Below are 23,402 nucleotides of genomic sequence, written 5' to 3'. Positions count from 1 at the left end.
TCAGTGGGCTTCTCGTGCGGCCAGGAACGCCTCGACGTCGGCCCGCAGCGGCAGGCTCGGTGAGGCGCCCTGCTTCGTGACGGCGAGGGCGCCGGCCGCGGTGGCGATGCGCACGGCATCCGTCAGCTCCAGGCCGTTCGCCAGCGCAGCACCGAGATATCCGGCATAGGCGTCGCCCGCCGCCGTGGTGTCGACGGCGGCGACCGGGAAGGACGGGACGACGGATGCGCCGGCCGCCGTCACGACGCACGAGCCCTGGCCCGCGAGCGTGATCACGGCCGCGCCGACGCCACGGTCGAGGAACCAGCGTCCGGCGAGCGCGGCCGAGTCGGCGTCCGTCACCTCGATGCCGGTGAGCACCGAGGCCTCGGTCTCGTTCGGGGTCACGATGTCGATGTTCGCCCACACCGCGTCGTCGAGCGGAGCGGCCGGTGCCGGGTCGAGGATGACCGTCATGCCGTGCTCGCGTCCGCGCGACGTGATGTGCGCAGTGAGTGCCGAGGGGGTCTCGAGCTGGGTGAGCAACACCGACGTGGTCGGCGCGAGGGCCGTGAGCGCCGCATCGATCTGCTCGGCGCCGAGGGCGGCGTTGGCGAGGGGCACCATGACGATGTCGTTCTGCGCCGAGGCATCGACGCGGATGTGCGCGATGCCCGTCGGGCCGGGCACCGTGCGAAGGTGCGTGAGGTCGACACCGGCCTCGCTCAGCCCGGTGACGACGAGGTCGTGGAAGAGGTCGTCGCCGACGCATCCGACGAAGCTCGTGCGGGCTCCCGAGCGCCCGGCCGCGACGGCCTGGTTCGCGCCCTTGCCCCCGAGCATGAGGGTGAACTCGTCTCCGAGGATGGTCTCGCCACGGGCCGGGAGCCGGGTCGAGAAGGTCGTCACGTCTGCGCTCACACTGCCGACGATGACGACGCCGGTGCGATCGGGCGAGGTGGCGGCTGTCATGGCGCTCCTGATCGTCGTCGATGCGGGGTGCGTCGACATCCTCCGCGGCTGTCATACATTAGCCGAATCCGAACCTGTAACCACAGGTGGGACGAGCGGGAAGGGATGTCGTGCTCGACGACCTCTGCGGCAGGATGGGGGCATGCGCATACTCGATTCGCACCTGCACCTGTGGTCGCCCTCGACTCTGACCTACACGTGGCTCGAGGGACCGCTCGCGTGGGAGTTCGCTGCGCTCGAGATTGAGCACTCGCCGATCGACGTCGCCACGGTCGAGAAGTCGGTCTTCGTGCAGGCCGGGACGATCGAAGACGACTTCCTCGCCGAGGTGCGGTGGGTCGTCGAACAGGCTGATGAGGTGGGCGTGGTCGGCATCGTCGCGGGAGCACGCCTCGACCGCGGCACCGACACCACTGCGCACCTCGAGGGACTCGCCGCCGAGCCGCTCGTGGTCGGCGTGCGCCACGATCTGCAGATCGAACCGGACGGCCTCGCGGTGTCGGCCGCGTTCGTGACCGGTGCGCGCGAGCTCGCAGCCCGCGGGTGGACGTTCGACGCGTGCGTGCGCGCGGCGCAGCTGCCCGAGATCGCCCGCCTCGCCGGGGCCGTGCCCGAACTGCGGATCGTGCTCGATCACCTCGGCAAGCCCGAGGTGGGCACCGCGGATGCTCCCGTGGTGCCGACCATGGAGTGGGTGCGCGATCTCGACGACCTCGCACGGCATCCGAACACGTGGTGCAAGCTGTCGGGTCTTCCGGCGGAGGCCGGCGGCGACTGGTCGGCTGAGCAACTGCATCCGTTCCTCGATGCCGCGGCCGACGCGTTCGGAGTCGAACGGCTCATGTGGGGCAGCGACTGGCCGGTCTCGGTCATCGGTCCTGCGGAGGAGGGCGATCCCTATGCTCCGGAAGACGGCTCGCCCACCTATCAGCCGACGGCGCGCAGCCGGTGGGCGGATGCCGTGATCGCGTGGGCCGAGCGCCGCGGGCACGACGTCGACGCCATCATGTGGCGCAATGCCGAGGCGTTCTACCGCGTCGGCCGGCGATCGGCGGTGCCGGTGGACGAACCCCGCCCGCGCCGCGGTGGATTCCTGGGCTGGCTGCGCGGCGAGTGACGCCTCGATGGTCGTCCGACCGAGCATCCCGAAGTGCCGCGAGAGGTTCGACGTCGGCCGGTTCGGCATCTCACTCTGCCGGACTCAGCTGGCTCCGAGAACGCGTTCGAGGTGCGCGCGGCCGTGGCGGATCGCCGCGGCCCTGACGTCCTCCGACCCGGGGTAGTCCGCATGCCCGGCGGGCAGCACCTCGAGGTCGAGCTCGCCGACGGCGTTCGCCACCGCGAACTGGCCCTGGGGTGGCACGTACGGATCCCACAGCGCTGCCTCGACGCGCACAGGTACCTGTGTCAGCGTCATCGAGCTCGATGCGTCGAACCAGCGCAGCACCTCGCGGGCCTCGGGGTGAGCGGCGACGTGAGCGCGCACGACCTCGCCGCTGCCGAGGCAGTGCACGGCCAATCGCTCGTCGTACTGGCCGAAGCTCGGCACGATCAGTGTCGCGCCGATGTAGCGGTCGTCCCAGGGGAGGGCGAGTGAGCCGATGCCGCCGCCGAAGCTCTCACCCACGTAATAGAGAGGAGTATCGCCGGTCAGGGCGAGCAGAGCGTCGGCCGCGAGCCACAGATCGCGGGCGCACAGACCCAGCACGTAGCGATCGGGGTCGTCGATGCCGGCGAGCACGTGCTCGGCGATCGGCTCGGGGGCGCCCACGCCGGCGTTGAGCGTCGGCAGGCCTCGGGCGACGGGGAAGACGGCGGCCGCATGATCGGGCACGCGAGCGAGATCGATCGCTTCCCGTCCTCCGTAGCCGTGGCTGTGCACGACGCCGATGCGCGCGGCACCCGAGACAGGTTCGACGACCCACGCGCGCAGGCGCGTTCCGTCGGCCCCCGAGTACTCGATCACCGAGACGCGGCGGCCCGCTGCGGAATCGACCGACAGAACGACCGGGGCGGCATCCACCTGCCGCGCCTCGTCGCGCCACCGCATCCAGCGCTTCGCGAAGCCCTCGGGCGGTGCGATCGGAGCGATCCCGCGCAGCGTCTTGAGCGTGTGACCGTAACTGGCATCGAAGGCGGCGTCGGGGAACCAGGTGTCGTGGGGCGAGGCGAAGGTCATGCGTGAGTGTCGCTCCGGGTGCGGCGGGCGCGATACGCGGCCACCGCGTTGCGGTTGGTGCAGGTCGTCGAGCAGAACCGCTTGGAGCGGTTGCGAGAGAGGTCGAGGGCCAGCGCCTCGCACGTGTCGTCGGCGCAGATGGAGATGCGTGAGCCCTCATCGGATCGGATGACGTCGATCAGCGCCATGGCGGTCTCGATCAGCACGCGCTCGGCCAGCGGGCGCTCGTCGGCCACCGCGTGCAGGTGCCAGTCGACTCCGTCGTGGCGCACGAGCCTCGGGGCGAGGTGAGTCTCGGCGAGGGCGGCGTTCACGTGCTCGGCCATCTCGTCGCGGGGCGCGACCAGCATGGCGCGCAGGCGTGGGCGCAGGTCACGGAGCGAGGCGAGTTCGGCCTCGTCGCGATCGAGTCGACCCGAATAGGGGAAGTCCGCGAGGAAGGCGTCGTAGTCGGCGAGGTTCTCGAGCGTCTCGGGGTCCTCCGCCGAGTTCACCAGCCAGACGGCTGAGCGAAGAGCCTCTTCCGTGTCATCGGTGAAGTTCATGTTGACACCTTACATCCCACGCGAGTAGCGTCACTTGTCATGAGCAAGGTTGCAAATGACATCAGCGTGCCGGGCGTGCGATTCGGTCTGCCGCTGGCGATCGGCGCGGCCTTCGCGTTCGGCATGTCCGGTGCTTGGGCTCGCGGTCTCATCGACGCGGGGTGGACCCCCGGCGCGGCAGTGACCGCGCGGGTGTGGGTCGCCGCGCTCGTGCTGCTCGTGCCCACGATCCTCTCGCTCCGGGGCCGGTGGGTAGTGCTCAGGAAGAACGCGGGCATGGTCGCCGCCTACGGACTGCTCGCCGTCACCGCCACGCAGCTCTGCTACTTCCAGGCCGTCGCGGTGATGGACGTCGGCCTCGCCCTGCTCATCGAGTACACGGCCCCGATCGCCGTCATCCTCTGGCTGTGGCTCCGCAGAGGCGAACGCCCGAGCCGGCGCAGCGTGATCGGCGCGGCCATCGCCTTCGTCGGTCTCGTGCTGATGCTCGACATCATCACCGGTGCCGAGGTCAACGTCGCCGGCATCCTCTGGGCGCTCGCAGCCATGGTCGGCGCGGCCACGTACTTCCTGCTCTCCGCCAAGGCCGACACGGGCCTGCCGCCGATCGCGCTCGCCGGGGGAGGGCTGCTGCTCGGCGCCGTGGCGCTGACGATCGCGGGCCTCGTCGGCATCCTGCCCATCGCCTGGACGACCGACGACATCACCTACCGCTTCGGGACCGTGCCGTGGTTCGTGCCGGTGATCGCGATCGGCCTCATCGCCACTGCGCTCGCCTACGTGCTGGGCATCGCCTCGACTCGGATGCTGGGCTCGCGCCTCGCATCCTTCGTCGCTCTCTCCGAGGTCGTCGCCGCGCTGCTGTTCGGCTGGCTGCTGCTCGGACAGCTGCCCGACCTGCTGCAGGCGCTCGGCGGTGCGCTCGTGCTGGTCGGAGTGGTGGTCGTGAAGCTCGGCGAGCCGCGGCCCGCCGAGTTCGTCGAGCCGATTCCGGATGTCGTGGGGTCACCGCAGCGACCCTCTATGTATACGTGAAGCGGTCCAAGGTGCACCTCGGGTGCCACGAGTCGCGCTTATGTATACACTGAAGGTATGAGCTCCGTCGCCGATCGCATCAGCGCGAGCGATCGAGCCCACGCGACACTGCTGGAGGAGATCCAGTCGGGCACCCTCCCCGCCGGCTTCGTGCTCGGCGAGGTAGAGCAGGCCGCCCGCCTCGGCATCAGTCGTACGCCGATGCGCGAGGCCCTGCGCCGCCTCGCGGCCGACGGCCTGGTCGTGCAGCAGTCGCCGAGGGTGACGGTGGTCGCGGATCTGGATGCCGACGACATCCGCGCGCTGTTCGAGATCCGCCGTGCGCTCGAGGAGACCTCGGCCCGCCTCGCCGCCCACCGAGGAGACGCCGACCTCTTCGCCGCGCTCGCCGACGAGTTCGCGCACGTCGACCTCGCAGCCGTCGAGGGGCGAGACGCCTACTACGCCCTCATCGCCCGCTTCGACGCAGCTCTCGACAAGGCCGTCGACAACGACTACATCGCCTCGGCGCTGCGCACCGTGCGCACCCACCTCGTGCGGGTGCGCCGTATGGCCCGCGACAAGCCCGCCCGCCTCGCCGCCTCAGCCGCCGAGCACCGCACGATCGCGGCAGCGCTGGCCGCCCGAGACGGCGACCTGGCCGCCCACGCCACGCACGTGCACCTGCACAATGCGCTCACCGGCATCCTCGACTCCCTGACCGCCAACCCCGAAGGTGTGAAATGACCGTCACCCACCACGTCCGCGTCCACCGCAGCGACGAGAACCTCGCCCGCGAAGACCAGCTCGCCTGGAAGATCGCCGAGGTCGCCGCCGACCCGGTCGAGGTCGAGCAGGACGTCGCCGACATGATCATCAACCGCATCATCGACAACGCGTCGGTCGCCGCGGCATCCCTCACCCGCGGGCCGATCAATGCCGCCCGCGCCCAGGCGTTCAGTCACCCCGTCTCGACCGGCGGCATCGGCGCCACCGTGTTCGGCGCGGCACTCGATCACCGCACCAGCCCCGAGTGGGCGGCGTGGGCCAACGGGGTGGCCGTGCGCGAGCTCGACTACCACGACACGTTCCTCGCGGCCGAGTACTCGCACCCCGGCGACAACATCCCGCCGATCCTCGCGGTCGCCCAGCACGTGCAGGCCGACGGTTGCGCGCTGCTGCGGGGCATCGCCACCGGCTACGAGATCCAGATGGACCTCGTGCGCGCGATCTGCCTGCACAAGCACAAGATCGATCACGTCGCGCACCTCGGCCCGTCGGCCGCCGCCGGCATCGGCACCCTGCTCGGCCTCGACATCGAGACGATCTACCAGGCCGTCGGTCAGGGGCTGCACACGACCACCGCCACGCGTCAGAGCCGCAAGGGCGAGATCTCGACGTGGAAGGCGCACGCCCCGGCCTTCGCGGGCAAGCTCGCCGTCGAGGCGGTCGACAGGGCGATGCGCGGCCAGACCAGCCCCGCCCCCATCTACGAGGGCGAAGACGGCGTGATCGCCTGGATGCTCGACGGCAAGGACGCCGCCTACGAGGTGCCGCTGCCCGCCGCCGGCGAGGCGAAGCGCGCGATCCTCGACTCGTACACGAAGGAGCACTCGGCCGAGTACCAGGCGCAGGCGTGGATCGACCTGGCCCGCAAGCTCGGCACCGAGAACCCGGCGCTGCGTGACCCCGCGAACATCGAGGCCATCGTGCTGCACACCAGCCACCACACCCACTACGTGATCGGCTCGGGCGCGAACGACCCGCAGAAGTACGACCCCACGGCGTCGCGCGAGACGCTCGACCACTCGATCCCGTACATCTTCGCGGTCGCGCTGCAGGACGGCGGTTGGCACCACGTCGACTCGTACACACCCGAGCGGGCCGGGCGGGACGACACTGTCGCGCTGTGGCACAAGATCACCACGGCCGAGGATGCCGAGTGGACGCGCCGCTACCACTCCGAAGACCCCGACGTGAAGGCGTTCGGCGGTCGCGTCGAGTTCCGCCTCACCGACGGCACGACCGTGGTCGACGAGATCGCCGTCGCCGACGCGCATCCGCTCGGCGCTCGTCCGTTCGCCCGCGAGAACTACATCGCGAAGTTCCGTCTGCTGGCCGAGCCGGTGCTGGAGCCCGCCGAGATCGAGCGCTTCCTCGAGCTCGTGCAGCGTCTGCCCGAGCTGACGGCCGCCGAGGTCGGCGAGCTGTCGATCATCGCGAAGCCCGGCCTGCTCGAGGGCGCCGACGCCCCGAAGGGCCTGTTCTGATGCTGTACTCCCATGTCACGCCGGCCGAGAAGCGCCGCCTGTTCCGCGAGCGACTCGCGAGCGGCGAGCTGCTGCGGTTCCCCGGCGCGTTCAATCCGCTGAGCGCGCGACTGATCGAGCAGAAGGGCTTCGACGGCGTCTACATCTCGGGCGCGGTGCTGTCTGCCGACCTCGGCGTGCCCGACATCGGCCTCACCACGCTGACTGAGGTCGCGGGGCGAGCGAAGCAGATCGCGCGCATGACAGACATTCCCGCGATCGTCGATGCAGACACGGGGTTCGGCGAGCCGATGAACGTCGCCCGCACGATCCAGGAGCTCGAGGATGCCGGGCTCGCCGGCACCCACATCGAAGATCAGATCAACCCCAAGCGCTGCGGCCACCTCGACGGCAAGAGCGTCGTCGACGAGCGCACGGCGATCCGCCGCATCCGTGCGGCGGCCGACGCGCGTCGCGACCCGAACTTCCTCATCATGGCGCGCACCGACATCCGCGCGGTCGAAGGACTCGAGTCGGCGATCGACCGCGCCAAGGCGCTGGTGGATGCCGGAGCCGATGCCGTGTTCCCCGAGGCGATGCGCACGCTCGCCGAGTTCGAGGCCATGGCGAACGCGCTCGACGTGCCGATCCTCGCCAACATGACCGAGTTCGGCAAGAGCGAGCTCTTCTCGGTCGACCAGCTGCGGGATGCCGGCGTCAACATGGTCATCTGGCCGGTGTCGCTGCTGCGCATCGCGATGGGCGCGGCGGGCCGTGCGCTCGATACGCTGGGAGAGGAGGGGCATCTCACCTCGAAGCTCGGTGAGATGCAGCACCGTGCAGATCTCTACGACCTGATCGACTACGAGTCCTACACGCAGTTCGACTCGGGCGTCGCAGGCTTCACAGTCACGAAGGAGTGAGCATGACCGAGCCGGACATCAAGAAGGGCCTCGCCGGGGTCGTCGTCGACACGACCGCGATCTCGAAGGTCAACCCCGAGACGAACAGCCTGCTCTACCGCGGCTACCCCGTGCAGGAGCTGGCGGCGACGCAGCCCTTCGAGGCGGTCGCGTACCTGCTCTGGCACGGCGAGCTGCCGGATGCCGCACAGCTGGCTGCTTTGCGCGCGACCGAGCGCCAGCACCGCGCGCTCGCCGACAACGTCAGGGCGGCGATCGACCTGGTGCCCGTCGAGGCGCACCCGATGGATGAGGTGCGTACGGCGGTCAGCCTGATCGGCGCCTCCGACCCGAATGCGGGCGGATCGGTGCTCGATGCCGGTGGCAGCCCCGAGCAGAACCTCGAGCGCAGCATCCGTCTGTTCGCCGCCCTGCCGGCGATCGTCGCCTACGGTCAGCGCCGCCGTCGTGGCGAACAGCTCATCGAGCCGCGGGACGACCTCGACTACTCGGCGAACTTCCTCTGGATGACGTTCGGTGAAGAGCCCGATCCGGTGGTCGTCGACGCCTTCAACCGTTCGATGATCCTGTATGCCGAGCACTCGTTCAACGCCTCGACGTTCACCGCCCGAGTGATCACGTCGACGCTCAGTGACCTCTACTCAGCCGTTGTCGGAGCGATCGGCGCGCTCAAGGGTCCACTGCACGGCGGCGCCAACGAGGCCGTGCTGCACATCTTCGACGAGATCGGCGAGGCATCCAACGTGGTGCCGTGGCTCGACGACGCGCTCGCCGAGAAGCGCAAGATCATGGGCTTCGGCCACCGTGTCTACAAGAGCGGCGACTCGCGTGTGCCCACCATGAAGGCCGCGCTCGACACACTCGTCGAGCACTACGACCGCGCCGAGGTGGCTGAGCTGTACGACGCGCTCGCATCGGAGTTCGTCGAGCGCAAGGGCATCTACCCCAACCTCGACTATCCGTCCGGCCCTGCCTACAACCTGATCGGCTTCGACACCCTCACCTTCACGCCGCTGTTCGTCGCGGCGCGTGTGACCGGGTGGACGGCGCACGTGATCGAGCAGGCCGGCGCCAACGCCCTGATCCGCCCGCTGTCGCTCTACAACGGCGTCGACGAGCGGCACATCGAGAACTGACTCCGTTTCGTCTCGGTGCTTCGCGGCTCGCTCAACGACCGGAGGCTGCCGTTCGTTGAGCGAGCGGAGCGAGACGAAACGTCGCGACGGGCGCGGCGGCGATCAGCTCGCGCGCGAGAGGTTGCCCAGCTCCGCGCCGGAGGCATCCTTGATCACGAGCACGTCGCCGTCGATCTCGACCGCGCGGATGCCGCGCATCCAGTCGTCTACGCCGGGGCAGGCCTTGAGAGTCGAGGCGAATCGGGCGAGGTCGACGCGGTCGCCGTTCACCGAGTAGGTCGTCGCGATGCCGTTGCAGCCATCGCTGCCGCGCACCTCACCGTCGGCCGTGAACTCGAGGTGCGGCTGGCCCTTCGCGTCCTCTCCCCACAGCCCGACGAGGTTCTCGACGACGGCGTCGTCTCCGCTGCTCGGGTCGCTGCTCGATGTCGGCGCGCCACCGGGGGCACCCGACGCGCAGGCCGCACCCATGAGGGCGAAGGCTCCCAGAATCGCGAGGCCGACGAGGTTTCGTGCTCTGCGGTGGGTGCTCATGCTGGACATGGTAACGGTGCCGCCTGCGAACACAATCGCAATCCCGATCCGGTCGGTGCTGACCGGTCCGCCCTCTCGGACCCGACAGCGCGTGCGCGCGTATCGCATAGAGGAGGTCCAGGTCAAGGGGTGAAATTCCGGTAAACAATTTTCCCATTCTGTGGATTTACTGGGTACTCTTCTAGAGATCCCTGTTCGTCCCGACGAACAGGATCCTGCTTGTCGGGGGGCCAGCGTCGCAGTTCACGCCTCCACCGGGAGGCGAAAGGTTCTGTGTGCAACGCACATTGCCGGATATGAAACTGACTGACGATCCGTGACCAGCAAGGACATACATCACATGAAGCAAAGAACCACGGGGCGGCGCGCACTCGCGTTGACCGCCGCGACGACGATCGCCCTCTCGGGCCTGCTCGTGGCGGGACCGGCATATGCCGAGGACGGCGCAGAGTCGACCCCGACTCCCTCTCCGACCGCGACGTCGGAGACGAATGCGCCGGTCGAGACCGAGGCTCCTGCCGTCGAGACTCAGGACGCTCCTCCGGCCGACGTCGTGAAGATCGCGGAGGCCGCAGACGACCATGGCGTCGAGTTCGTGGCCAGCGGTGTAGGCGCTGACGGTGGGAAGATCACCGTCATCTCTGAGGATGGCGCGACCGATGACGCCGCTGTCGAGGCTTTCGCGTCTGAGGCTGACATCCCGACAGGAACTGTCGTGACGGTCGCTGGAACTCCGAAGGCGTTCGCCGACGGCGACATCGTCGGTGGACAGGGATATCTGAGCCTGGATCAGGACGATCTGCTCTACAACTGCTCCGTCGGCTTCGCCGCCTGGAGCCCGCAGGGTGACCCGGCGCTGCTGAGTGCAGGACACTGCGCGCTCGATGACGACAACAACTCGATGGTCGGAACCTTCTGGAGTGTTCCGAGCGAGCAGCCCGCAGCGGGCGGCGACGACGAGCTGCCCGCGACCCCCAGGGTTCTCGGCACCTTCAGCTTCGCTCAGTTCGGCAGCACGAACAACGCTCCGGGTTCCAACGGCGACACGAATGCGACCGACATCTCGGTGATCGATGTCGTAGCCGGTACGAACCCGCTCCCGTTCGTCACGGACTGGACCACGGCCACCACGGCCTATGACTCGCTCGCAGACAGCGGAGTCTCGGTCAAGGCAGTCGGCGCCGTGGTTCCTGGCGCCGTGTCGAAGAGCGGTCGCACGACCGGTTTCACGACCGGTGCGATCGATGACAACGACATCGTCGATGGGTGGTTGCAGATCGAGGACCGCTGGGTGCAGGGCTTCTCCAGCAATACAGAGGCGGGTCCCGGCGACTCGGGTGGAGCCGTCATCCAGGGCAACACCGCAGTCGGCCTCATCTCGGGTGGTATCGAGGCTGGGCCAGGGCAGGAGCAGTGGACCTGGGCGGCATCGCTCACCACAGCGCTCCCCAAGACGGGTGGCTACGAGGTCGCACTCGACCTCGACACCCCGGTCATCACGAGCCCGACCGACAACGCAGAGGTGCAGCCGGGAACGGCAGTCACCGGAACCGCTCCCGGAGCGACCGAGGTCACGGTCAGCGGCTTCGGCGCCGACCAGACGGTCGATGTCGTCGACGGCGCCTTCTCGTTCGTCGGACCTGTCGAGCTCGGTGCGCAGACCATCACGGTCACCGCGCGCAACGGCCTCAGCTCCTCCGACAGCACGACGATCGACGTGACAGTCGTGCCGGCTCCGCTGGTCGCGCCTGTCATCACCTCGCCGACTGACCGCTCGACGGTCACCGAGACCGTCACCGCGGTCAGCGGTACCGGCCTGCCGACCACCACCGTGACGGTGGCGGACGACCAGGGCGACGTGCTCGGCACGACCGAGGTCGCCGCAGACGGTTCCTGGACCGTCGACGGACTCTCTTTCGAGTACGGCGAGCACAGCGTCGTCGTGACGCTGACCCGCACGATCGACGGCGAAGAAGAGGTCTCACCTGAGGCCACCTCACTGTTCGCTGTCCGCCCCGTCTCGCCGGCCGTGACCTCGGTCACGAACGGCGCGGAGTTCGCCCACAACGACGGTCCTTCCGGACTCGCCGGCTCGGGCATCGACGGCGCGACCGTCACGGTGAAGCTCAACGGCGCTGAGCCGGCGTCGGCGAACACGGCTGCTCTCGCGGGCGCCTTCGCCGCAGCGAGCGGCACGTTCACGGCCACGGTCGAGGACGGTGCATGGAGCGTCGACTTCGGCGCGGCTCTCGAGTCGGGCACCTACACGGTCTCGGCCACGCAGGCCATCGACGGCGTCTCGTCGGCTCCGACCGACCTGGCATTCGCTGTCCTCGCCGCACCGGTCGCCGGTGGTGGCGGAGCAGCTCCCGGTGACGGTGGCGCAGCCGCACCCGGTGACGGCGGACTCGCCGTGACCGGTGCCGACATGCTCGTGCCGCTCTCAGCCGCAGCCATCGCGCTCGCGCTGCTGTCGGGTGGACTGCTGCTGGTCTTCCGTCGTCGCCAGCTCATCGAGAGCTGAACACACTGATCACCTCTTGAGGGTGTGACCGGCCCCGGCCGTGAACCCCTCGCCGAGAAGCCCGGTATCGGTCGATACCGGGCTTCTTCGCGTCTGCCGTGGGCCCGCACACGTGCGGTGCGCGGATGCCGCGGCAGAGAAGAAGGCCCGGCATCGGAATCCGATGCCGGGCCTTCTGCTGTCGAGGCGAGCCTCAGGCGAGTTCGATCACCGACCACGAGAGCGGCGGCAGCGTCGCGCGCACCGCGCCGTCGACCACCTCGGCGGCCGCGAGCGGCACCATGTGCACGGCATCCTGCGTGGTCTCGAGGTTCGCGGTGTGGCGATCGCCGCCCTCGGGGATCGTGAGCGTCTCGGCGTTGACGACGCGCAGACCGGTGAGGCCGCGCAGCTCGACCGTCAGGTCGCTCTCCTCGTCGAGCGAGCGGTTGGCGACGAACACCACGACGCGTCCGGTCTCCTCATCCCACGTCGCCGCCGCATCGACCGAGTCGACGCCGCCGTAGCGCTTCGTCTCGATCTGCGGAGCCGAGACCGCGAGTCGCAGGATGCGGCCCTTCGCGAGACGGGCCATCCGCTCGAAGGGCCAGAAGCTCGTCTGGCGCCAGGCCGGACCGTTCTCCTCCGAGCGGATCGGCGCGATGACGTTGACGAGCTGCGCCTGGTTGGCGATCTTCACCCGGTCGCCGTGGCGCAGCAGGCTGTTGAGCAGCGTGCCCACGACGACGGCATCCGTCACGTTGTAGGTGTCCTCGATCACGCGCGGATGCTTCTTCCATCCCGCCTTCGCGATCTCGACCGATTCGACGTCGTTGAACTTCACCTGGTCCCACACGTTCCACTCGTCGAACGAGATGTCGACCTGCTTGGTGTGCTTGCCGGCGGCCTTCACGGCGTCGATCGTCGCGATGACGCCGTCGATGAAGGCGTCCATGTCGACCGACTCGGCGAGGAACGACTCGGCGTCGCCGTCGTGCTCCTGGTAGTAGGCGTGCATCGAGATGAAGTCGACCTCGTCGTACGCGTGCGTGAGCACCGTGTGCTCCCAGGTGCCGAACGTCGGCATCGACCGGCCCGACGAGCCGACCGCGACGAGCTCGATCGTCGGGTCGACCAGCTTCATGGCCTTGGCCGACTCCTGCGCCAGGCGACCGTACTCGGTCGCGGTCTTGCCGCCGATCTGCCACGGGCCGTCGAGTTCGTTGCCCAGGCACCACAGCTTGATGTCGAACGGCTGCTCCGCGCCGTTCTTGCGACGCAGGTCAGACCAATAGGTGCCGCTCGGGTGGTTCGCGTACTCGACGAGCGAACGAGCCTCTTCGACACCGCGCGTGCCGAGGTTGATCGCCTCCATGACCTCGACGTCGGCCTCTTTGGCCCAGTCCATGAACTCGTGCAGACCGAACGCGTTGGTCTCGATGGTGTGCCATGCGCCGTCGATGCGCACGGGGCGGTCTTCGACCGGGCCCACGCCGTCTTCCCAGCGGTAGCCCGAGACGAAGTTGCCTCCGGGGTAGCGGACGACGGTCGGACCCATCTCCTTCACCAGGGCGAGGACGTCCTGACGGAAGCCGCGCTCGTCGGCCTGCGGGTGCCCCGGCTCGTAGATGCCGGTGTACACGCAGCGCCCCATGTGCTCGACGAACGATCCGAAGAGCCTCCGGGGGACGTCGGCGATGGTGAAGTCGCGGTCGATGGTGATGCGGGCCTGAGACATTGCTCTCCTAGATTCTGGCTCTCGAGCCGGGTGGGGGACTACTGACCGCCGAAGCCGCTGGTCGCGACGCCCTTGACGATCTGCTTCTGGAAGATGATGAACACGATGATCAGAGGCAGCGCCGCGAGCACGGCTTGCGCCATGACCTGCGCGTACTGCACGCCGTAGGCGCTGATCACCGTCTGGAGTCCGACCGGCAGGGTCATCAGCGTGGTGTCGTTGATGACGAGGAACGGCCAGAGGAAGTTGTTCCACGCTCCGATGAACACGAAGATCGCGACGGATGCCAGGATCGGCCGCGACAGCGGCAGCACGATCGACCAGAAGATGCGCAGTCGCCCGGCGCCGTCTACGCGGGCCGCGTCTTCGAGCTCGATCGGAATGGCGTCGAAGAAGCGCTTGAGGATGAACACCATCGCGGGGGCCACGACCTGCGGCAGGATCAGACCCCAGTAGGTGTCGATCATGTTGAACGCGAGCATCTCGTAGAACAGCGGGATGATCAGCACCTGCGGCGGCACGACGATCGAGGCGATGATGACGACGAACAGCCACTTGCGGCCGGTGAAGTCGAGGCGCGAGAACGCATAGGCGGCCAGGGCGGAGATCGTCAGCGTGATCAGTGTCACGGCGACCGAGGTCCACAGGCTGTTGAACGCCCACGTGTAGACATTCCCCTGCGACAGGATCGCCGTGAAGGCTTCGATCGTCGGCCCGGAGGCGCCGATCCACGACGGGTCACCGCTGGCGGCATCCGTCTCGGTCTTGAACGCCGTGGCGACCGCCCAGAGGAACGGCAGCAGCCAGCCGATCGCCAGGATGATCAGGACGACGAGGGCACTGATGCGCAGCGCGCCGAACGGCTTCTGGCCGGGCAGGTGCGAGCGGCGCGCGCGCGGCGGCTTGGCCGTGGTGATGGTCTCGGTGAGTGTGGCGGTGGACATCACAGCTGCGACTCCTTCCGGCGGCGCATGATCAGAGCCTGCGCGACGCCGATGATGACGATGAGAGCGAAGAACACGTAAGAGATCGCGGCCGAGTAGCCGAATCGGTAGCTGACGAAGCCGGCTTCGTAGATGTACTGGACGATCGAGCGGGTGGTGTCGCTCGCGACGCCACCGAGCATCTGATAGGCCTGATCGAAGAGCTTCAGGGATGCGAGGATCTGCAGGATCAGGATGAGCACGGTCGCGGGGCCGAGCTGGGGGAGCGTGATCGACCAGAACTGACGCCACGGGCCTGCGCCGTCGAGCGATGCCGCCTCGTACTGCTGCGGTGGGATGTTCTGCATCGCGGCGAGATAGAGAAGGAAGTTGAATCCCACCGTCCACCAGACGGTGGCGATGACGATCGACAGCATGTTGGTCTCGGGGTTCTGCAACCACGCGAGCGGCTCGAGGCCGAAGAACTCGAGGATGTTGTTGGCCGCGCCGATCTGCGGGTTGAAGATCCAGACCCAGATCTGCGAGATCACGGTCGATGCGAGCAGATACGGCATGAAGAACGACAGCCGCCACAGCCACTGGCCCGGCAGCCCGCGGTCGACGAGCGCCGCCATGAGCAGCGCGATCACGACGAGAGGGACCGTCGACAGCAGCGTGAACCACACCGTGTTGCCCATCGACTGCCACATCTTGGGGTCGGTGAGCGCCTCGGCATAGTTCGCGAAGCCGATGAACGACCCGCCTGCCCCGGTGAGCGACTGGTCGGTGAAGCTGAGGATGATGCCGTGCACGATCGGCCAGGCGAGGAACAGCACGAAGGCGATGAGGAAGGGAGCGAGGAACGCCCAACTGATGAGCTGCTCGCGGTTGCGGGAGCCGGCGCGGCGTGCGGGGGCGGCCGCCTTGGAGCCGGTGACGATCGTGCGCGTGGAGTCGGTTGCCGTGGTCATGATGCGAACGTCCCCTCGGGGTCGGCCGGGTTGGGCTGCCGGAGGAGCGTGTTCACGCGAGCCTCGAAGCGGTCGATGGCTGCGGCGGGGTCGTCGCCCGAGAGCAGCACTCCCTGCACGGCGGCGCCGAACTCGGCCTGGAAGTTCGATCCCGAGCCGGTGAACCACGCGGTCGGGTCGTAGACGACGTGCTGAGCGGCCTCGGCGTAGTTGGCCTGGGGAATCAGGTCGGCGTATTCGGGGGATTCGGTGACGGGGAGGAACGCGGGGATGTGCCCGGCCTCGGCCCAGCCGAACGAGCCCTTGAGCATGTCGGCGACGAACCGGTAGGTCAGGTCACGCTTCGCAGGATCGGCGTTGGTCTGGTGGGGCAGCACGAACGAGTGCGAGTCGGCGTAGACCGCCGGCGTGCCGAACAGCGTGGGGATCATCGTGGCACCCAGGGGGAGCTCGGCCGCCTGCATGGTGCGCAGCTCCCAGACGCCGGTGAACAGCATCCCGCTCTTGCCGGTCGCGAACTCGGCCACCGCGCTGCCGTAGTCGGCCTGGGCGAGGGCGATCTCGCCGTCGAGGAGGGTGCGCATGAGGGTGAGCGATTCGACCGCGGCATCCTTGTCGATCACGGCCTTGCCGCCGGCCGGCAGCTCCATCGCCGTACCGTGCTGCGAGTAGAAGGTGTAGAAGAGGCGCCACATCTGGGCGCCGTCGCCGAGGTACCCGTACGACAGCGCGTGCCCCTCGGCCTGGCCGCCGATGGCGCGCAGCTGGTCGAGGAATTCGTCAGCAGACGATGTCTCCTGCAGGCGTCCGTCGCTGTCGAGCACACCCGCGGCGTCGCAGATGTCGGTGTTGAACATCGCGACGAACGGGTGGGCGTCGAGCGCGATGCTGTACATGTTCTCGCCGACGAAGCCCTTCTCCCAGATCGGCTTCGGGAACGTCGAGGCGTCGACGCCGAGGTCTGCGAGCCGGTCGAGGTCCCAGGTGTCGAGCAGGCCACCGGGCGCCCAGCCGACCGTGCGCGTCGCGTGCATGATCGCGACGTCGGGAGCCCGGCCGCCCGCGCCGGCCATGGCGAGCTTCGTGTAGTACGGCGTGCCCCACGCGAGCACGGTGGGGCGGATGCGGTACGCGCTCTGCGCCGCGTTGGCGGTGTCGAGCAGCTGCGACATGGTCACGCCGTCGCCACCCGACAGCAGATGCCAGAACTGCAGGGTCGTGGTGTTCGAACCGGGGACGGAGCCAGGGGCGCAGCCGGCGAGCAGCGCCGCGGCGGCCGTGACGGAGGCGGCAGTCAGGAACTGCCGCCGAGACAGATCGAGCGGGGGCGTCATCGTCACTCCTTCGTGACAGCGGGCGGGGTCGGAGTACATCATTACATCGATGTAATCGAAACGGCAAGGTCTGGCCTGGCGAAAGGAGAAGGAAGGGGAAGGGCGCGCCGCGTCAGGGGCGATGGCCGCGCGGGCGGCCCCGGGTGCTGTCGCGCTCGAGCAGATGGTGCGAGAGCGTGAGTGCGCGCGGCGGGGTGGCGCGGTCATCCATGCGCGACTCGAGCAGGGTGAGGGCCGCATCGGCGAAGGCTCGGCGGTCGAAGGCGATCGTCGTGAGCGACGGAGACGTGTAGCGCGAGAACTCGACGTCGTCGAAGCCCGTCACGATGACGTCGTCCGGCACGTTCACGCCGTGGTCGTGCAGGGCGTGCAGGGCGCCGAGCGCGAGCGAGTCGGTGAAGGCGATGATCGCGTCGAATGCCACGCCCCGACGGAACAGCGTCTGCACGCCATCCGCCCCACCCGTCATCGACCACGGCATCGGATTGATCTCCAAGGCGGAGTCGCGGGGGATGCCGGCCTCACGAAGCGCATCGTGCACCCCCTCGAGTCGCAGACGACCCGTCGCGGTCGCGACCGAAGGGTCGTCATCGGCGCCGATCACGGCGATGCGCGTCGCTCCGCGAGACAGCACGTGCCTGGTCACATCGGCCGCGGCTCGTCGGCTGTCGATGCGCACATGGTCGGCTCTGTTCTGCTCGACCTCGCCCAGCACGACGAGCGGGGGCAGCCGGTCGGCGTACTTCAGCACGCTGTCTTCGAGACGGATGGGGTTCAGGATCAGGCCGTCGACCAGGTGCGCGCGAGCCCGGGAGACGAGCTCCCTCTCGCGTTCGGGGTCGGTCGCGGTCTCCTCGATCTGCACGGCGAGGCCGCGGTCATGCGCGGCGTCGACGATGCGATGCATGAGCTCGGCCGAGAACGCGGTGGCGAGGTCGGGCAGGGCCACCGCGATGATGCCCGAGCGTCCTTTGCGGAGCCCGCGGGCGTTGAGGTTCGGCACGAAGTCGAGCTGCGTCAGCGCCGCCTCGACCCGAAGTCTGGTCTCCTCGCGCACCGCGACGGTGCCGGTGACGACGTTCGAGACCGTCTTGGGCGAGACGCCCGCGAGTGCGGCGACGTCTTTCATCGTCGCGCGCGGCGGTGGCATCGCTGTCATCCGGTCAGCCTATCCATCGCCTCGCCCGCGAGCGCACCGCATCGATGCATGTCCGCACCCCCTGGTTACTATGGCCCGATGACCATCGAACGCAACTGGGCCGGCAACCTCACCTACCGTGCATCCGCCGTCGAGCACCCCGGCTCGATCGACGAGCTGCGGCATCTGCTCGCCCGGGGCGGAGCGGTGCGCATCCTCGGATCGAGGCACTGCTTCAACGACATCGCCGACACAGACGGCGTGCTCATCGCTCTCGATCGGCTGCCCGTCGTGTTCGAGGTGAACGATGCGCGTGACGCGGTGCGCGTCTCGGGCGGTCTGCGCTACGGCGACCTCGCTCCGCTGCTCGACGCCGAGGGGCTCGCGCTCGCGAACCTCGCCTCGCTGCCCCACATCTCGATCGCCGGCGCGGTCGCCACCGGCACGCACGGGTCGGGCGACGCGATCGGCTCGCTGGCCTCGGCGGTGCGCGCGCTGACCATCGTCACCCCGGCGGGGGAGACGCGCACCCTCGCCCGCGGTGACGACGACTTCGAGGGCGCTGTCGTCAGCCTCGGTGCGCTGGGCGCCGTCGTCGACCTCACGCTCGACGTCGAGCCGTCCTACGAGGTCGCCCAGCACGTGTTCGAGCAGCCGTCGTGGGATGCGATCCTCGCCGACTTCGACGAGGTGACGAGCATCGGCACGAGCGTCAGCATCTTCTCGCGCTGGGAGCACACCGACGTCGCCGACCAGATCTGGGTCAAGCAGCGCCAGCCGGAGGCTCGCGAGAACACCCGTGCCGATCTCTTCGCCCGGCTCGGAGCAGATCCGGCGACCGCCAAGCGGCATCCGATCATCGGCGTCGATCCTGTCGCCTGCACCGAGCAGCTCGGCCAGCCGGGGCCGTGGTTCGAGCGCCTCGCGCACTTCAAGCTCGAGTTCACGCCGTCGGCCGGTGCCGAGATCCAGAGCGAATACCTCGTGCCCCGGGCTGACGCCGTCGCCGCCATCCAGGCGGTGCGCACACTCGCCGGTCAGATCGCGCCGCTGCTGCTCGTGAACGAGATCCGCACGGTCGCCCCCGACTACCTCTGGCTGAGCTCGTCGCAGGGCACGGATGCCGTCGGCATCCACTTCACGTGGAAGCCCGACGAGGCGGCTGTGCGCGCCTTCCTGCCGACGCTGGAGGCGGCACTGCCCGAGACCGCCCGCCCGCACTGGGGCAAGGTCTTCACTCTCGATGCCGCAGAGGTGCGCTCGCGCTACTCGCGGTGGGACGACTTCGCCGCCCTCGCGCGACGGTTCGACCCCGAGCGCCGACTCGTGAACCCGTACCTCGAGCGCCTCGGGCTGTAGCAGGATCCATTGCACCACCCCGGTTGTTCTCGGTAACATTCTCCGAGGCCCGGCCGACGGAGGTGCGCATGGCGAACGTCGGCTCCGACAAGCCCAACATCCGTCAGGTCGCGACCATCGCGGGCGTCTCGCACATGACGGTGTCGCGTGTTCTCAACGATCACCCGAACATCAAGCCCGATACGAAGCGCCGCGTCCTCGAGGCGATCGAGGAGCTCGACTACCGCCCGAATCTCGTCGCCAGGGCGCTCGCCACCCAACGCACCCGGCGCATCGGCGTGATCGTCGAGAGCGCGGTGGCGCACGGGCCCACCAGCATTCTGCGGGCCGTCGAGCTGTCGGCGCGGGCCACCGGATACTCGGTCACACCGATCGCTCTGCACGAGGGCGACGCGCTGTCTCCCCAGGAGGCGGTCGACCATCTCGTGACGCAGGGGGTCGACGCGCTGTGCGTGATCGCGCCCCGCTCGTCGTCCGTGGCTGCGCTGCGGCGCATCGCGATCACGGTGCCCATGCTCGTCGTCAAGGCCGACGCCGACCCGACCTTCCTCACGGTCTCGATCGACCAGCACGCCGGCACGACGTCAGTGGTCGACCACCTCGTCGCGCTCGGGCACCGCGACATCCTGCACCTCTCCGGCCCGCTCGACTGGCTCGACGCGCGTGCGAGGGAGCGTGCCTTCCACACGAGGGCCAAGTCGTGGGGCATCCGCGAACGGCCGATCGTCGTCGGAGACTGGTCGGCTGACTTCGCCTACGACTTCGCGAAGGGCCTCACCCGGCTGCCGGACTACACGGCGATCTTCGCCGCCAACGACGACATGGCCATGGGCCTGATCCACGGCCTGCACGACAGGGGCTTCGAGGTGCCGAGGGACCTCAGCGTGGTCGGGTTCGACGACATCCCGCTCGCGCGGCACTTCATCCCTCCGCTCACGACGGTGCGCCAGGACTTCGGGGCGCTGGGCGTGGCGGTGGTCGAGATGCTGCGCGCGGCGATCGAGGGTCGTGACATCCCGGCGCTCACCCGTATCCCGACCGAGCTCGTCGCCCGAGCGTCGACGGCCGCACCCAGGGAGGTGCGATGACCTCCGACCGTGGTCCCGAGCCGGTGGTGCGGCTCGAGGGCATCACGGTCGAGTTCCCCGGCGTGCGCGCGCTCGACGGCGTCGACTTCCGCCTGTTCCCCGGTGAGGTGCACGCCGTGATGGGCGAGAACGCCGCGGGCAAGTCGACGCTCGTCGCGGTGATCACCGGCACGCTCTCTCCTGACGAGGGCGTGGTGTGCGTCGACGGCGAGCCGCGTCGCTTCTCGGGAGTCGCCGACAGTCGGGCGGCCGGCATCGCGACGGTGTTCCAGGAGGCCCAGCTGAGTCCGAACCTCAGCGTGGCGGAGAACGTGATGCTCGGGCGAGAGCGTCGGGGTCGGTTCGGCATCGACTGGCGCAGGACCAGGGCGGATGCCGCCGAGGCGCTGGCCAGGCTCGGGCTCGACGACCTCGACCCGAAGACGCCGCTGTCGATGCTGACGCCGGCGCAGAAGCAGCTGGTCGCACTCGCTCGCGCGGTCGTCGACGATCCGCGGGTGCTGATCCTCGACGAACCCACCTCGAGCCTCGACGTCGCCGAGGTCGCCACCCTGATGCGGGTCATCCGGGGCCTGCGCCAGCGGGGGGTCGCGATCCTGTTCATCTCGCACTTCCTCGAGCAGGCGTTCGCGATCAGCGACCGCATGACGGTGCTGCGCGGTGGACGACGCGTGGGCGAGTACGCGACGCGCGATCTCGACCGAGCCGATCTGATCTCGAAGATGCTCGGCAAGGACATCGACAGCCTGAGAGCGCTCGGCTCCGAGCGCAAGGCTCATCACTACGCGTACGACGGGGAGCCTGCCATGCAGGCGTCCGGTGTCGGTCGACGCGGCGAACTGGAGCGGATGGACGTCGAGATCCAGCGGGGTGAGATCGTGGGGCTCGCGGGACTCCGGGGGTCTGGTCGCACCGAGCTCGCCTCGTTGCTCAGCGGTTCGGTGCGCACCGACAGCGGGGAACTCTGGGTCGACGGCGAACGGGTGCAGCTGCGGAGTCCCTCGGCCGCGCTGCGGCACCGCATCGCGCTGTCGGCCGAGAATCGGGGAACACAGGGCATCATCGGCGAGCTCACGGCACGCGAGAACATCATCCTCTCCCTGCAGGCGCTGCGTGGATGGACTCGTCCCCTCTCGCACGCCGAGTCGAGGGGTCTCGTGGAGACGTACGTCGAGGCGCTGCACCTCGACCCCGCGGACCTCGACCGTCCCGTCGGCCTCCTGTCGGGGGGAACGCAGCAGAAGGTGCTTCTCGCCAGGGCGCTGGCGGTGCGCCCCCATGTGCTGATCCTCGACGAGCCGACCCGGGGGATCGACATCGCGGCGAAGGTCGAGGTGCAGCGCCGCATCAGTCAGCTCGCCGGAGACGGAGTGGCCGTCGTGTTCATCTCGTCCGAGCTCGAAGAGGTCGTGAGGCTGAGCGATCGCATCATCGTGCTGAAGGACCGCGAGAAGATCGGCGAGCTCAGCAACGGTCCGGGCGTGACCGTCGACACGGTGGTCGAAATGATCGCGGCCGAACTGAGTCACAGCGCAGAACTGTGATCGGTAACAATCCAACTCGGCCCTGATGGGGCCGATTTGATAACGAACTCTTGTGTTACAGAAATTGTTCCCGGTAACATCGCCGCAGGACATGCGAAGCAGCTGTCCTGCAATCACGACAGGACCATGACTGGTCCGCCACTGCCGGAGTGACCACCGGCATCTCAAAGAGGAGAAGAAATGTCCGCGAAGAAGCGCATCCGCGTCGCGTTCGGCCTGGCAGCAGTCGGCGCACTCACCATCGGCCTTGCGGCCTGCTCGACCGGCGATTCGGGCGCCGGCGGCGGTGGAGGCTCGGAGGAGATCACGACCGTCGGGTTCGTGGCCGTCGGCCCCGAAGGCGCTTGGCGCGAGGCGAACGAGTCGAACATCCAGGACACCTTCACGGAGGAAGCCGGATACGAGCTCAAGTACGCCCCTGCCACCAACCTCGACCAGAAGTCGCAGATCGACGCCTTCACGTCGTTCGTCGATGAGGGTGTCGACGTCATCCTGCTGTCGGCCACCGAGGCCTCCGGCTGGGAGGACTCGCTCAAGCGCGCACAGGAGGCGGAGATCCCCGTCATCCTGCTCGACCGCGGCATCGAGCCCGACGATGACAGCCTCTACGTCACGCGCATCGCCCCCGACAACGTCGAGGTCGCCAAGGAGGTCGGCACCTGGGCTGCGGCCACGTTCCCCGACGGCGGCAACTACGTCGTGCTCGAGGGCCCGGCCGGTGTGGGTGTCGTGAACGAGCGCAACACGGGCTTCGACGAGGGCCTCGGCGACTCGTCGCTGACCAAGCTCGACGCGCAGACCGCCAACTGGTCGGCGGAAGAGGGCAAGAGCGTCTTCGAGACGATGCTGAAGTCCTCGAACAACGACATCCAGCTCGTGTTCGCACAGAACGACGAGATGGGTCTCGGTGCGGCTCAGGCTGCCGAGGAGGCCGGCCTCGTCGTCGGTGAGGACGTCAAGATCGCCACGATCGACGGCACCAAGAACGCCATGCAGGCGCTCGCCGACGGCCAGCTCAGCTACGTGCACGAGTACAACCCGCTGTTCGGTGAGACCGCGCTCGAGGTCGTCGAGAAGACCCTCGCGGGCGAGGATGTCGACTCGTACATCGTCGTGCCCAGCGAGGCATTCGACTCCGCCGAGGCGGCGCAGGCCGTGCTCGCCGACCGCAAGTACTGACCGAGCACCGAAACCGACGCCGGAGCGATCCGGCAGCGAGCCCGGGTGGGGCAGGAGCACTGCGCCACCCGGGCTCTGCGGACGGAGAGACAGC

General features: G+C 68.7%; 20 protein-coding genes. 11 read left to right on the top strand and 9 right to left on the bottom strand.

Features of this window, described 5'->3' with window-relative positions:
• Nucleotides 1-951, bottom strand: coding sequence for a ribokinase (locus FIV50_RS15800; RefSeq protein ID WP_140038254.1), 951 nt, complete (start codon nt 949-951; stop codon nt 1-3).
• Between the two features lie 142 nt (nt 952-1,093).
• Here FIV50_RS15800 and FIV50_RS15795 point away from each other — a divergent pair, with 142 nt between their 5' ends.
• Nucleotides 1,094-2,068 carry an amidohydrolase family protein gene (locus FIV50_RS15795; protein WP_140038253.1) on the top strand — a complete coding sequence of 325 codons (975 nt, stop codon included), beginning with the start codon at nt 1,094-1,096 and terminating at the stop codon, nt 2,066-2,068.
• Between the two features lie 84 nt (nt 2,069-2,152).
• Here the strand turns inward: FIV50_RS15795 and FIV50_RS15790 are convergent, their stop codons facing one another.
• Both FIV50_RS15790 and FIV50_RS15785 read right to left on the bottom strand, forming a co-directional pair.
• The gene (locus tag FIV50_RS15790) at nt 2,153-3,130 is read right to left on the bottom strand and encodes an acetylxylan esterase (protein ID WP_140038252.1); all 978 of its coding nucleotides are present in this window, start codon (nt 3,128-3,130) and stop codon (nt 2,153-2,155) included.
• Nucleotides 3,127-3,675: a CGNR zinc finger domain-containing protein gene (locus FIV50_RS15785; RefSeq protein WP_140038251.1), complete on the bottom strand. Its 549-nt coding sequence runs from the start codon at nt 3,673-3,675 to the stop codon at nt 3,127-3,129. Before FIV50_RS15785 ends, FIV50_RS15790 begins: the two co-directional genes overlap by 4 nt.
• Nucleotides 3,676-3,714: 39 nt before the next feature.
• Here FIV50_RS15785 and FIV50_RS15780 point away from each other — a divergent pair, with 39 nt between their 5' ends.
• Genes FIV50_RS15780 through FIV50_RS15760 form a run of 5 tightly spaced genes read left to right on the top strand, consistent with a single transcriptional unit; the run spans nt 3,715 to nt 8,997 of the window.
• Entirely contained in the window at nt 3,715-4,710 is a 996-nt protein-coding gene (locus FIV50_RS15780) for an EamA family transporter (RefSeq protein ID WP_140038250.1), read from the top strand.
• 57 nt (nt 4,711-4,767) lie between these two features.
• Nucleotides 4,768-5,436 carry a GntR family transcriptional regulator gene (locus FIV50_RS15775; RefSeq protein WP_140038249.1) on the top strand — a complete coding sequence of 223 codons (669 nt, stop codon included), beginning with the start codon at nt 4,768-4,770 and terminating at the stop codon, nt 5,434-5,436.
• Nucleotides 5,433-6,959: an MmgE/PrpD family protein gene (locus FIV50_RS15770; protein ID WP_140038248.1), complete on the top strand. Its 1,527-nt coding sequence runs from the start codon at nt 5,433-5,435 to the stop codon at nt 6,957-6,959. Before FIV50_RS15775 ends, FIV50_RS15770 begins: the two co-directional genes overlap by 4 nt.
• Nucleotides 6,959-7,861, top strand: coding sequence for a methylisocitrate lyase (gene prpB, locus FIV50_RS15765; RefSeq protein WP_140038247.1), 903 nt, complete (start codon nt 6,959-6,961; stop codon nt 7,859-7,861). Before FIV50_RS15770 ends, prpB begins: the two co-directional genes overlap by 1 nt.
• A 2-nt stretch (nt 7,862-7,863) precedes the next feature.
• Nucleotides 7,864-8,997 carry a bifunctional 2-methylcitrate synthase/citrate synthase gene (locus tag FIV50_RS15760; RefSeq protein WP_140038246.1) on the top strand — a complete coding sequence of 378 codons (1,134 nt, stop codon included), beginning with the start codon at nt 7,864-7,866 and terminating at the stop codon, nt 8,995-8,997.
• Between the two features lie 102 nt (nt 8,998-9,099).
• Here FIV50_RS15760 and FIV50_RS15755 read toward each other — a convergent pair whose 3' ends face one another.
• Nucleotides 9,100-9,531 carry an META domain-containing protein gene (locus tag FIV50_RS15755; RefSeq protein WP_181164247.1) on the bottom strand — a complete coding sequence of 144 codons (432 nt, stop codon included), beginning with the start codon at nt 9,529-9,531 and terminating at the stop codon, nt 9,100-9,102.
• 340 nt (nt 9,532-9,871) lie between these two features.
• Between FIV50_RS15755 and FIV50_RS15750 the strand changes: the two genes are divergently transcribed.
• Nucleotides 9,872-12,055: a S1 family peptidase gene (locus tag FIV50_RS15750; protein WP_140038244.1), complete on the top strand. Its 2,184-nt coding sequence runs from the start codon at nt 9,872-9,874 to the stop codon at nt 12,053-12,055.
• Between the two features lie 193 nt (nt 12,056-12,248).
• Here FIV50_RS15750 and arfA read toward each other — a convergent pair whose 3' ends face one another.
• The 5 genes from arfA to FIV50_RS15725 all read right to left on the bottom strand — a co-directional run bounded on the left by arfA (nt 12,249) and on the right by FIV50_RS15725 (nt 18,159).
• A complete protein-coding gene (arfA, locus tag FIV50_RS15745) occupies nt 12,249-13,772 on the bottom strand; it encodes an arabinosylfuranosidase ArfA (RefSeq protein WP_140038243.1) in 1,524 nt (507 codons plus the stop codon).
• A 38-nt stretch (nt 13,773-13,810) separates the two neighbouring features.
• Nucleotides 13,811-14,716 carry a carbohydrate ABC transporter permease gene (locus tag FIV50_RS15740; protein ID WP_140038242.1) on the bottom strand — a complete coding sequence of 302 codons (906 nt, stop codon included), beginning with the start codon at nt 14,714-14,716 and terminating at the stop codon, nt 13,811-13,813.
• Complete coding sequence (locus tag FIV50_RS15735; protein WP_140038241.1) at nt 14,716-15,666, bottom strand: carbohydrate ABC transporter permease; 951 nt, start codon at nt 15,664-15,666, stop codon at nt 14,716-14,718. The genes FIV50_RS15740 and FIV50_RS15735 overlap by 1 nt, the downstream gene beginning before the upstream one ends.
• Nucleotides 15,663-17,000, bottom strand: coding sequence for an extracellular solute-binding protein (locus FIV50_RS15730; protein WP_140038240.1), 1,338 nt, complete (start codon nt 16,998-17,000; stop codon nt 15,663-15,665). The genes FIV50_RS15735 and FIV50_RS15730 overlap by 4 nt, the downstream gene beginning before the upstream one ends.
• Before the next feature lie 112 nt (nt 17,001-17,112).
• Entirely contained in the window at nt 17,113-18,159 is a 1,047-nt protein-coding gene (locus FIV50_RS15725; RefSeq protein WP_140038239.1) for a LacI family DNA-binding transcriptional regulator, read from the bottom strand.
• 78 nt (nt 18,160-18,237) lie between these two features.
• On the opposite strand from FIV50_RS15725, the gene FIV50_RS15720 reads away from it, so the two are divergent.
• The 4 genes from FIV50_RS15720 to FIV50_RS15705 all read left to right on the top strand — a co-directional run bounded on the left by FIV50_RS15720 (nt 18,238) and on the right by FIV50_RS15705 (nt 23,308).
• Entirely contained in the window at nt 18,238-19,497 is a 1,260-nt protein-coding gene (locus FIV50_RS15720) for an FAD-binding protein (protein WP_140038238.1), read from the top strand.
• A gap of 68 nt (nt 19,498-19,565) precedes the next feature.
• The gene (locus FIV50_RS15715) at nt 19,566-20,585 is read left to right on the top strand and encodes a LacI family DNA-binding transcriptional regulator (protein WP_140038237.1); all 1,020 of its coding nucleotides are present in this window, start codon (nt 19,566-19,568) and stop codon (nt 20,583-20,585) included.
• A complete protein-coding gene (locus tag FIV50_RS15710) occupies nt 20,582-22,129 on the top strand; it encodes a sugar ABC transporter ATP-binding protein (RefSeq protein ID WP_140038236.1) in 1,548 nt (515 codons plus the stop codon). The genes FIV50_RS15715 and FIV50_RS15710 overlap by 4 nt, the downstream gene beginning before the upstream one ends.
• Before the next feature lie 180 nt (nt 22,130-22,309).
• Complete coding sequence (locus tag FIV50_RS15705) at nt 22,310-23,308, top strand: substrate-binding domain-containing protein (RefSeq protein WP_140038235.1); 999 nt, start codon at nt 22,310-22,312, stop codon at nt 23,306-23,308.
• Nucleotides 23,309-23,402: the final 94 nt, after the last annotated feature.

This window comes from Microbacterium foliorum (assembly GCF_006385575.1).
GTDB classification, from domain to species: Bacteria; Actinomycetota; Actinomycetes; order Actinomycetales; family Microbacteriaceae; genus Microbacterium; species Microbacterium foliorum_B.
The sequence above is the reverse complement of the archived record's forward strand: the minus strand, read 5'-3'. Positions and strand labels throughout refer to the sequence as shown.

Excerpts from the sequence above, each read along its gene's own strand:
- FIV50_RS15800 (WP_140038254.1), bottom strand. The coding sequence starts at position 951 with ATGACAGCCGCCACCTCGCCCGATCGCACCGGCGTCGTCATCGTCGGC.
- FIV50_RS15795 (WP_140038253.1), top strand. The coding sequence starts at position 1,094 with ATGCGCATACTCGATTCGCACCTGCACCTGTGGTCGCCCTCGACTCTG.
- FIV50_RS15790 (WP_140038252.1), bottom strand. The coding sequence starts at position 3,130 with ATGACCTTCGCCTCGCCCCACGACACCTGGTTCCCCGACGCCGCCTTC.
- FIV50_RS15785 (WP_140038251.1), bottom strand. The coding sequence starts at position 3,675 with ATGAACTTCACCGATGACACGGAAGAGGCTCTTCGCTCAGCCGTCTGG.
- FIV50_RS15780 (WP_140038250.1), top strand. The coding sequence starts at position 3,715 with ATGAGCAAGGTTGCAAATGACATCAGCGTGCCGGGCGTGCGATTCGGT.
- FIV50_RS15775 (WP_140038249.1), top strand. The coding sequence starts at position 4,768 with ATGAGCTCCGTCGCCGATCGCATCAGCGCGAGCGATCGAGCCCACGCG.
- FIV50_RS15770 (WP_140038248.1), top strand. The coding sequence starts at position 5,433 with ATGACCGTCACCCACCACGTCCGCGTCCACCGCAGCGACGAGAACCTC.
- prpB (WP_140038247.1), top strand. The coding sequence starts at position 6,959 with ATGCTGTACTCCCATGTCACGCCGGCCGAGAAGCGCCGCCTGTTCCGC.
- FIV50_RS15760 (WP_140038246.1), top strand. The coding sequence starts at position 7,864 with ATGACCGAGCCGGACATCAAGAAGGGCCTCGCCGGGGTCGTCGTCGAC.
- FIV50_RS15755 (WP_181164247.1), bottom strand. The coding sequence starts at position 9,531 with ATGAGCACCCACCGCAGAGCACGAAACCTCGTCGGCCTCGCGATTCTG.
- FIV50_RS15750 (WP_140038244.1), top strand. The coding sequence starts at position 9,872 with ATGAAGCAAAGAACCACGGGGCGGCGCGCACTCGCGTTGACCGCCGCG.
- arfA (WP_140038243.1), bottom strand. The coding sequence starts at position 13,772 with ATGTCTCAGGCCCGCATCACCATCGACCGCGACTTCACCATCGCCGAC.
- FIV50_RS15740 (WP_140038242.1), bottom strand. The coding sequence starts at position 14,716 with ATGTCCACCGCCACACTCACCGAGACCATCACCACGGCCAAGCCGCCG.
- FIV50_RS15735 (WP_140038241.1), bottom strand. The coding sequence starts at position 15,666 with ATGACCACGGCAACCGACTCCACGCGCACGATCGTCACCGGCTCCAAG.
- FIV50_RS15730 (WP_140038240.1), bottom strand. The coding sequence starts at position 17,000 with ATGACGCCCCCGCTCGATCTGTCTCGGCGGCAGTTCCTGACTGCCGCC.
- FIV50_RS15725 (WP_140038239.1), bottom strand. The coding sequence starts at position 18,159 with ATGACAGCGATGCCACCGCCGCGCGCGACGATGAAAGACGTCGCCGCA.
- FIV50_RS15720 (WP_140038238.1), top strand. The coding sequence starts at position 18,238 with ATGACCATCGAACGCAACTGGGCCGGCAACCTCACCTACCGTGCATCC.
- FIV50_RS15715 (WP_140038237.1), top strand. The coding sequence starts at position 19,566 with ATGGCGAACGTCGGCTCCGACAAGCCCAACATCCGTCAGGTCGCGACC.
- FIV50_RS15710 (WP_140038236.1), top strand. The coding sequence starts at position 20,582 with ATGACCTCCGACCGTGGTCCCGAGCCGGTGGTGCGGCTCGAGGGCATC.
- FIV50_RS15705 (WP_140038235.1), top strand. The coding sequence starts at position 22,310 with ATGTCCGCGAAGAAGCGCATCCGCGTCGCGTTCGGCCTGGCAGCAGTC.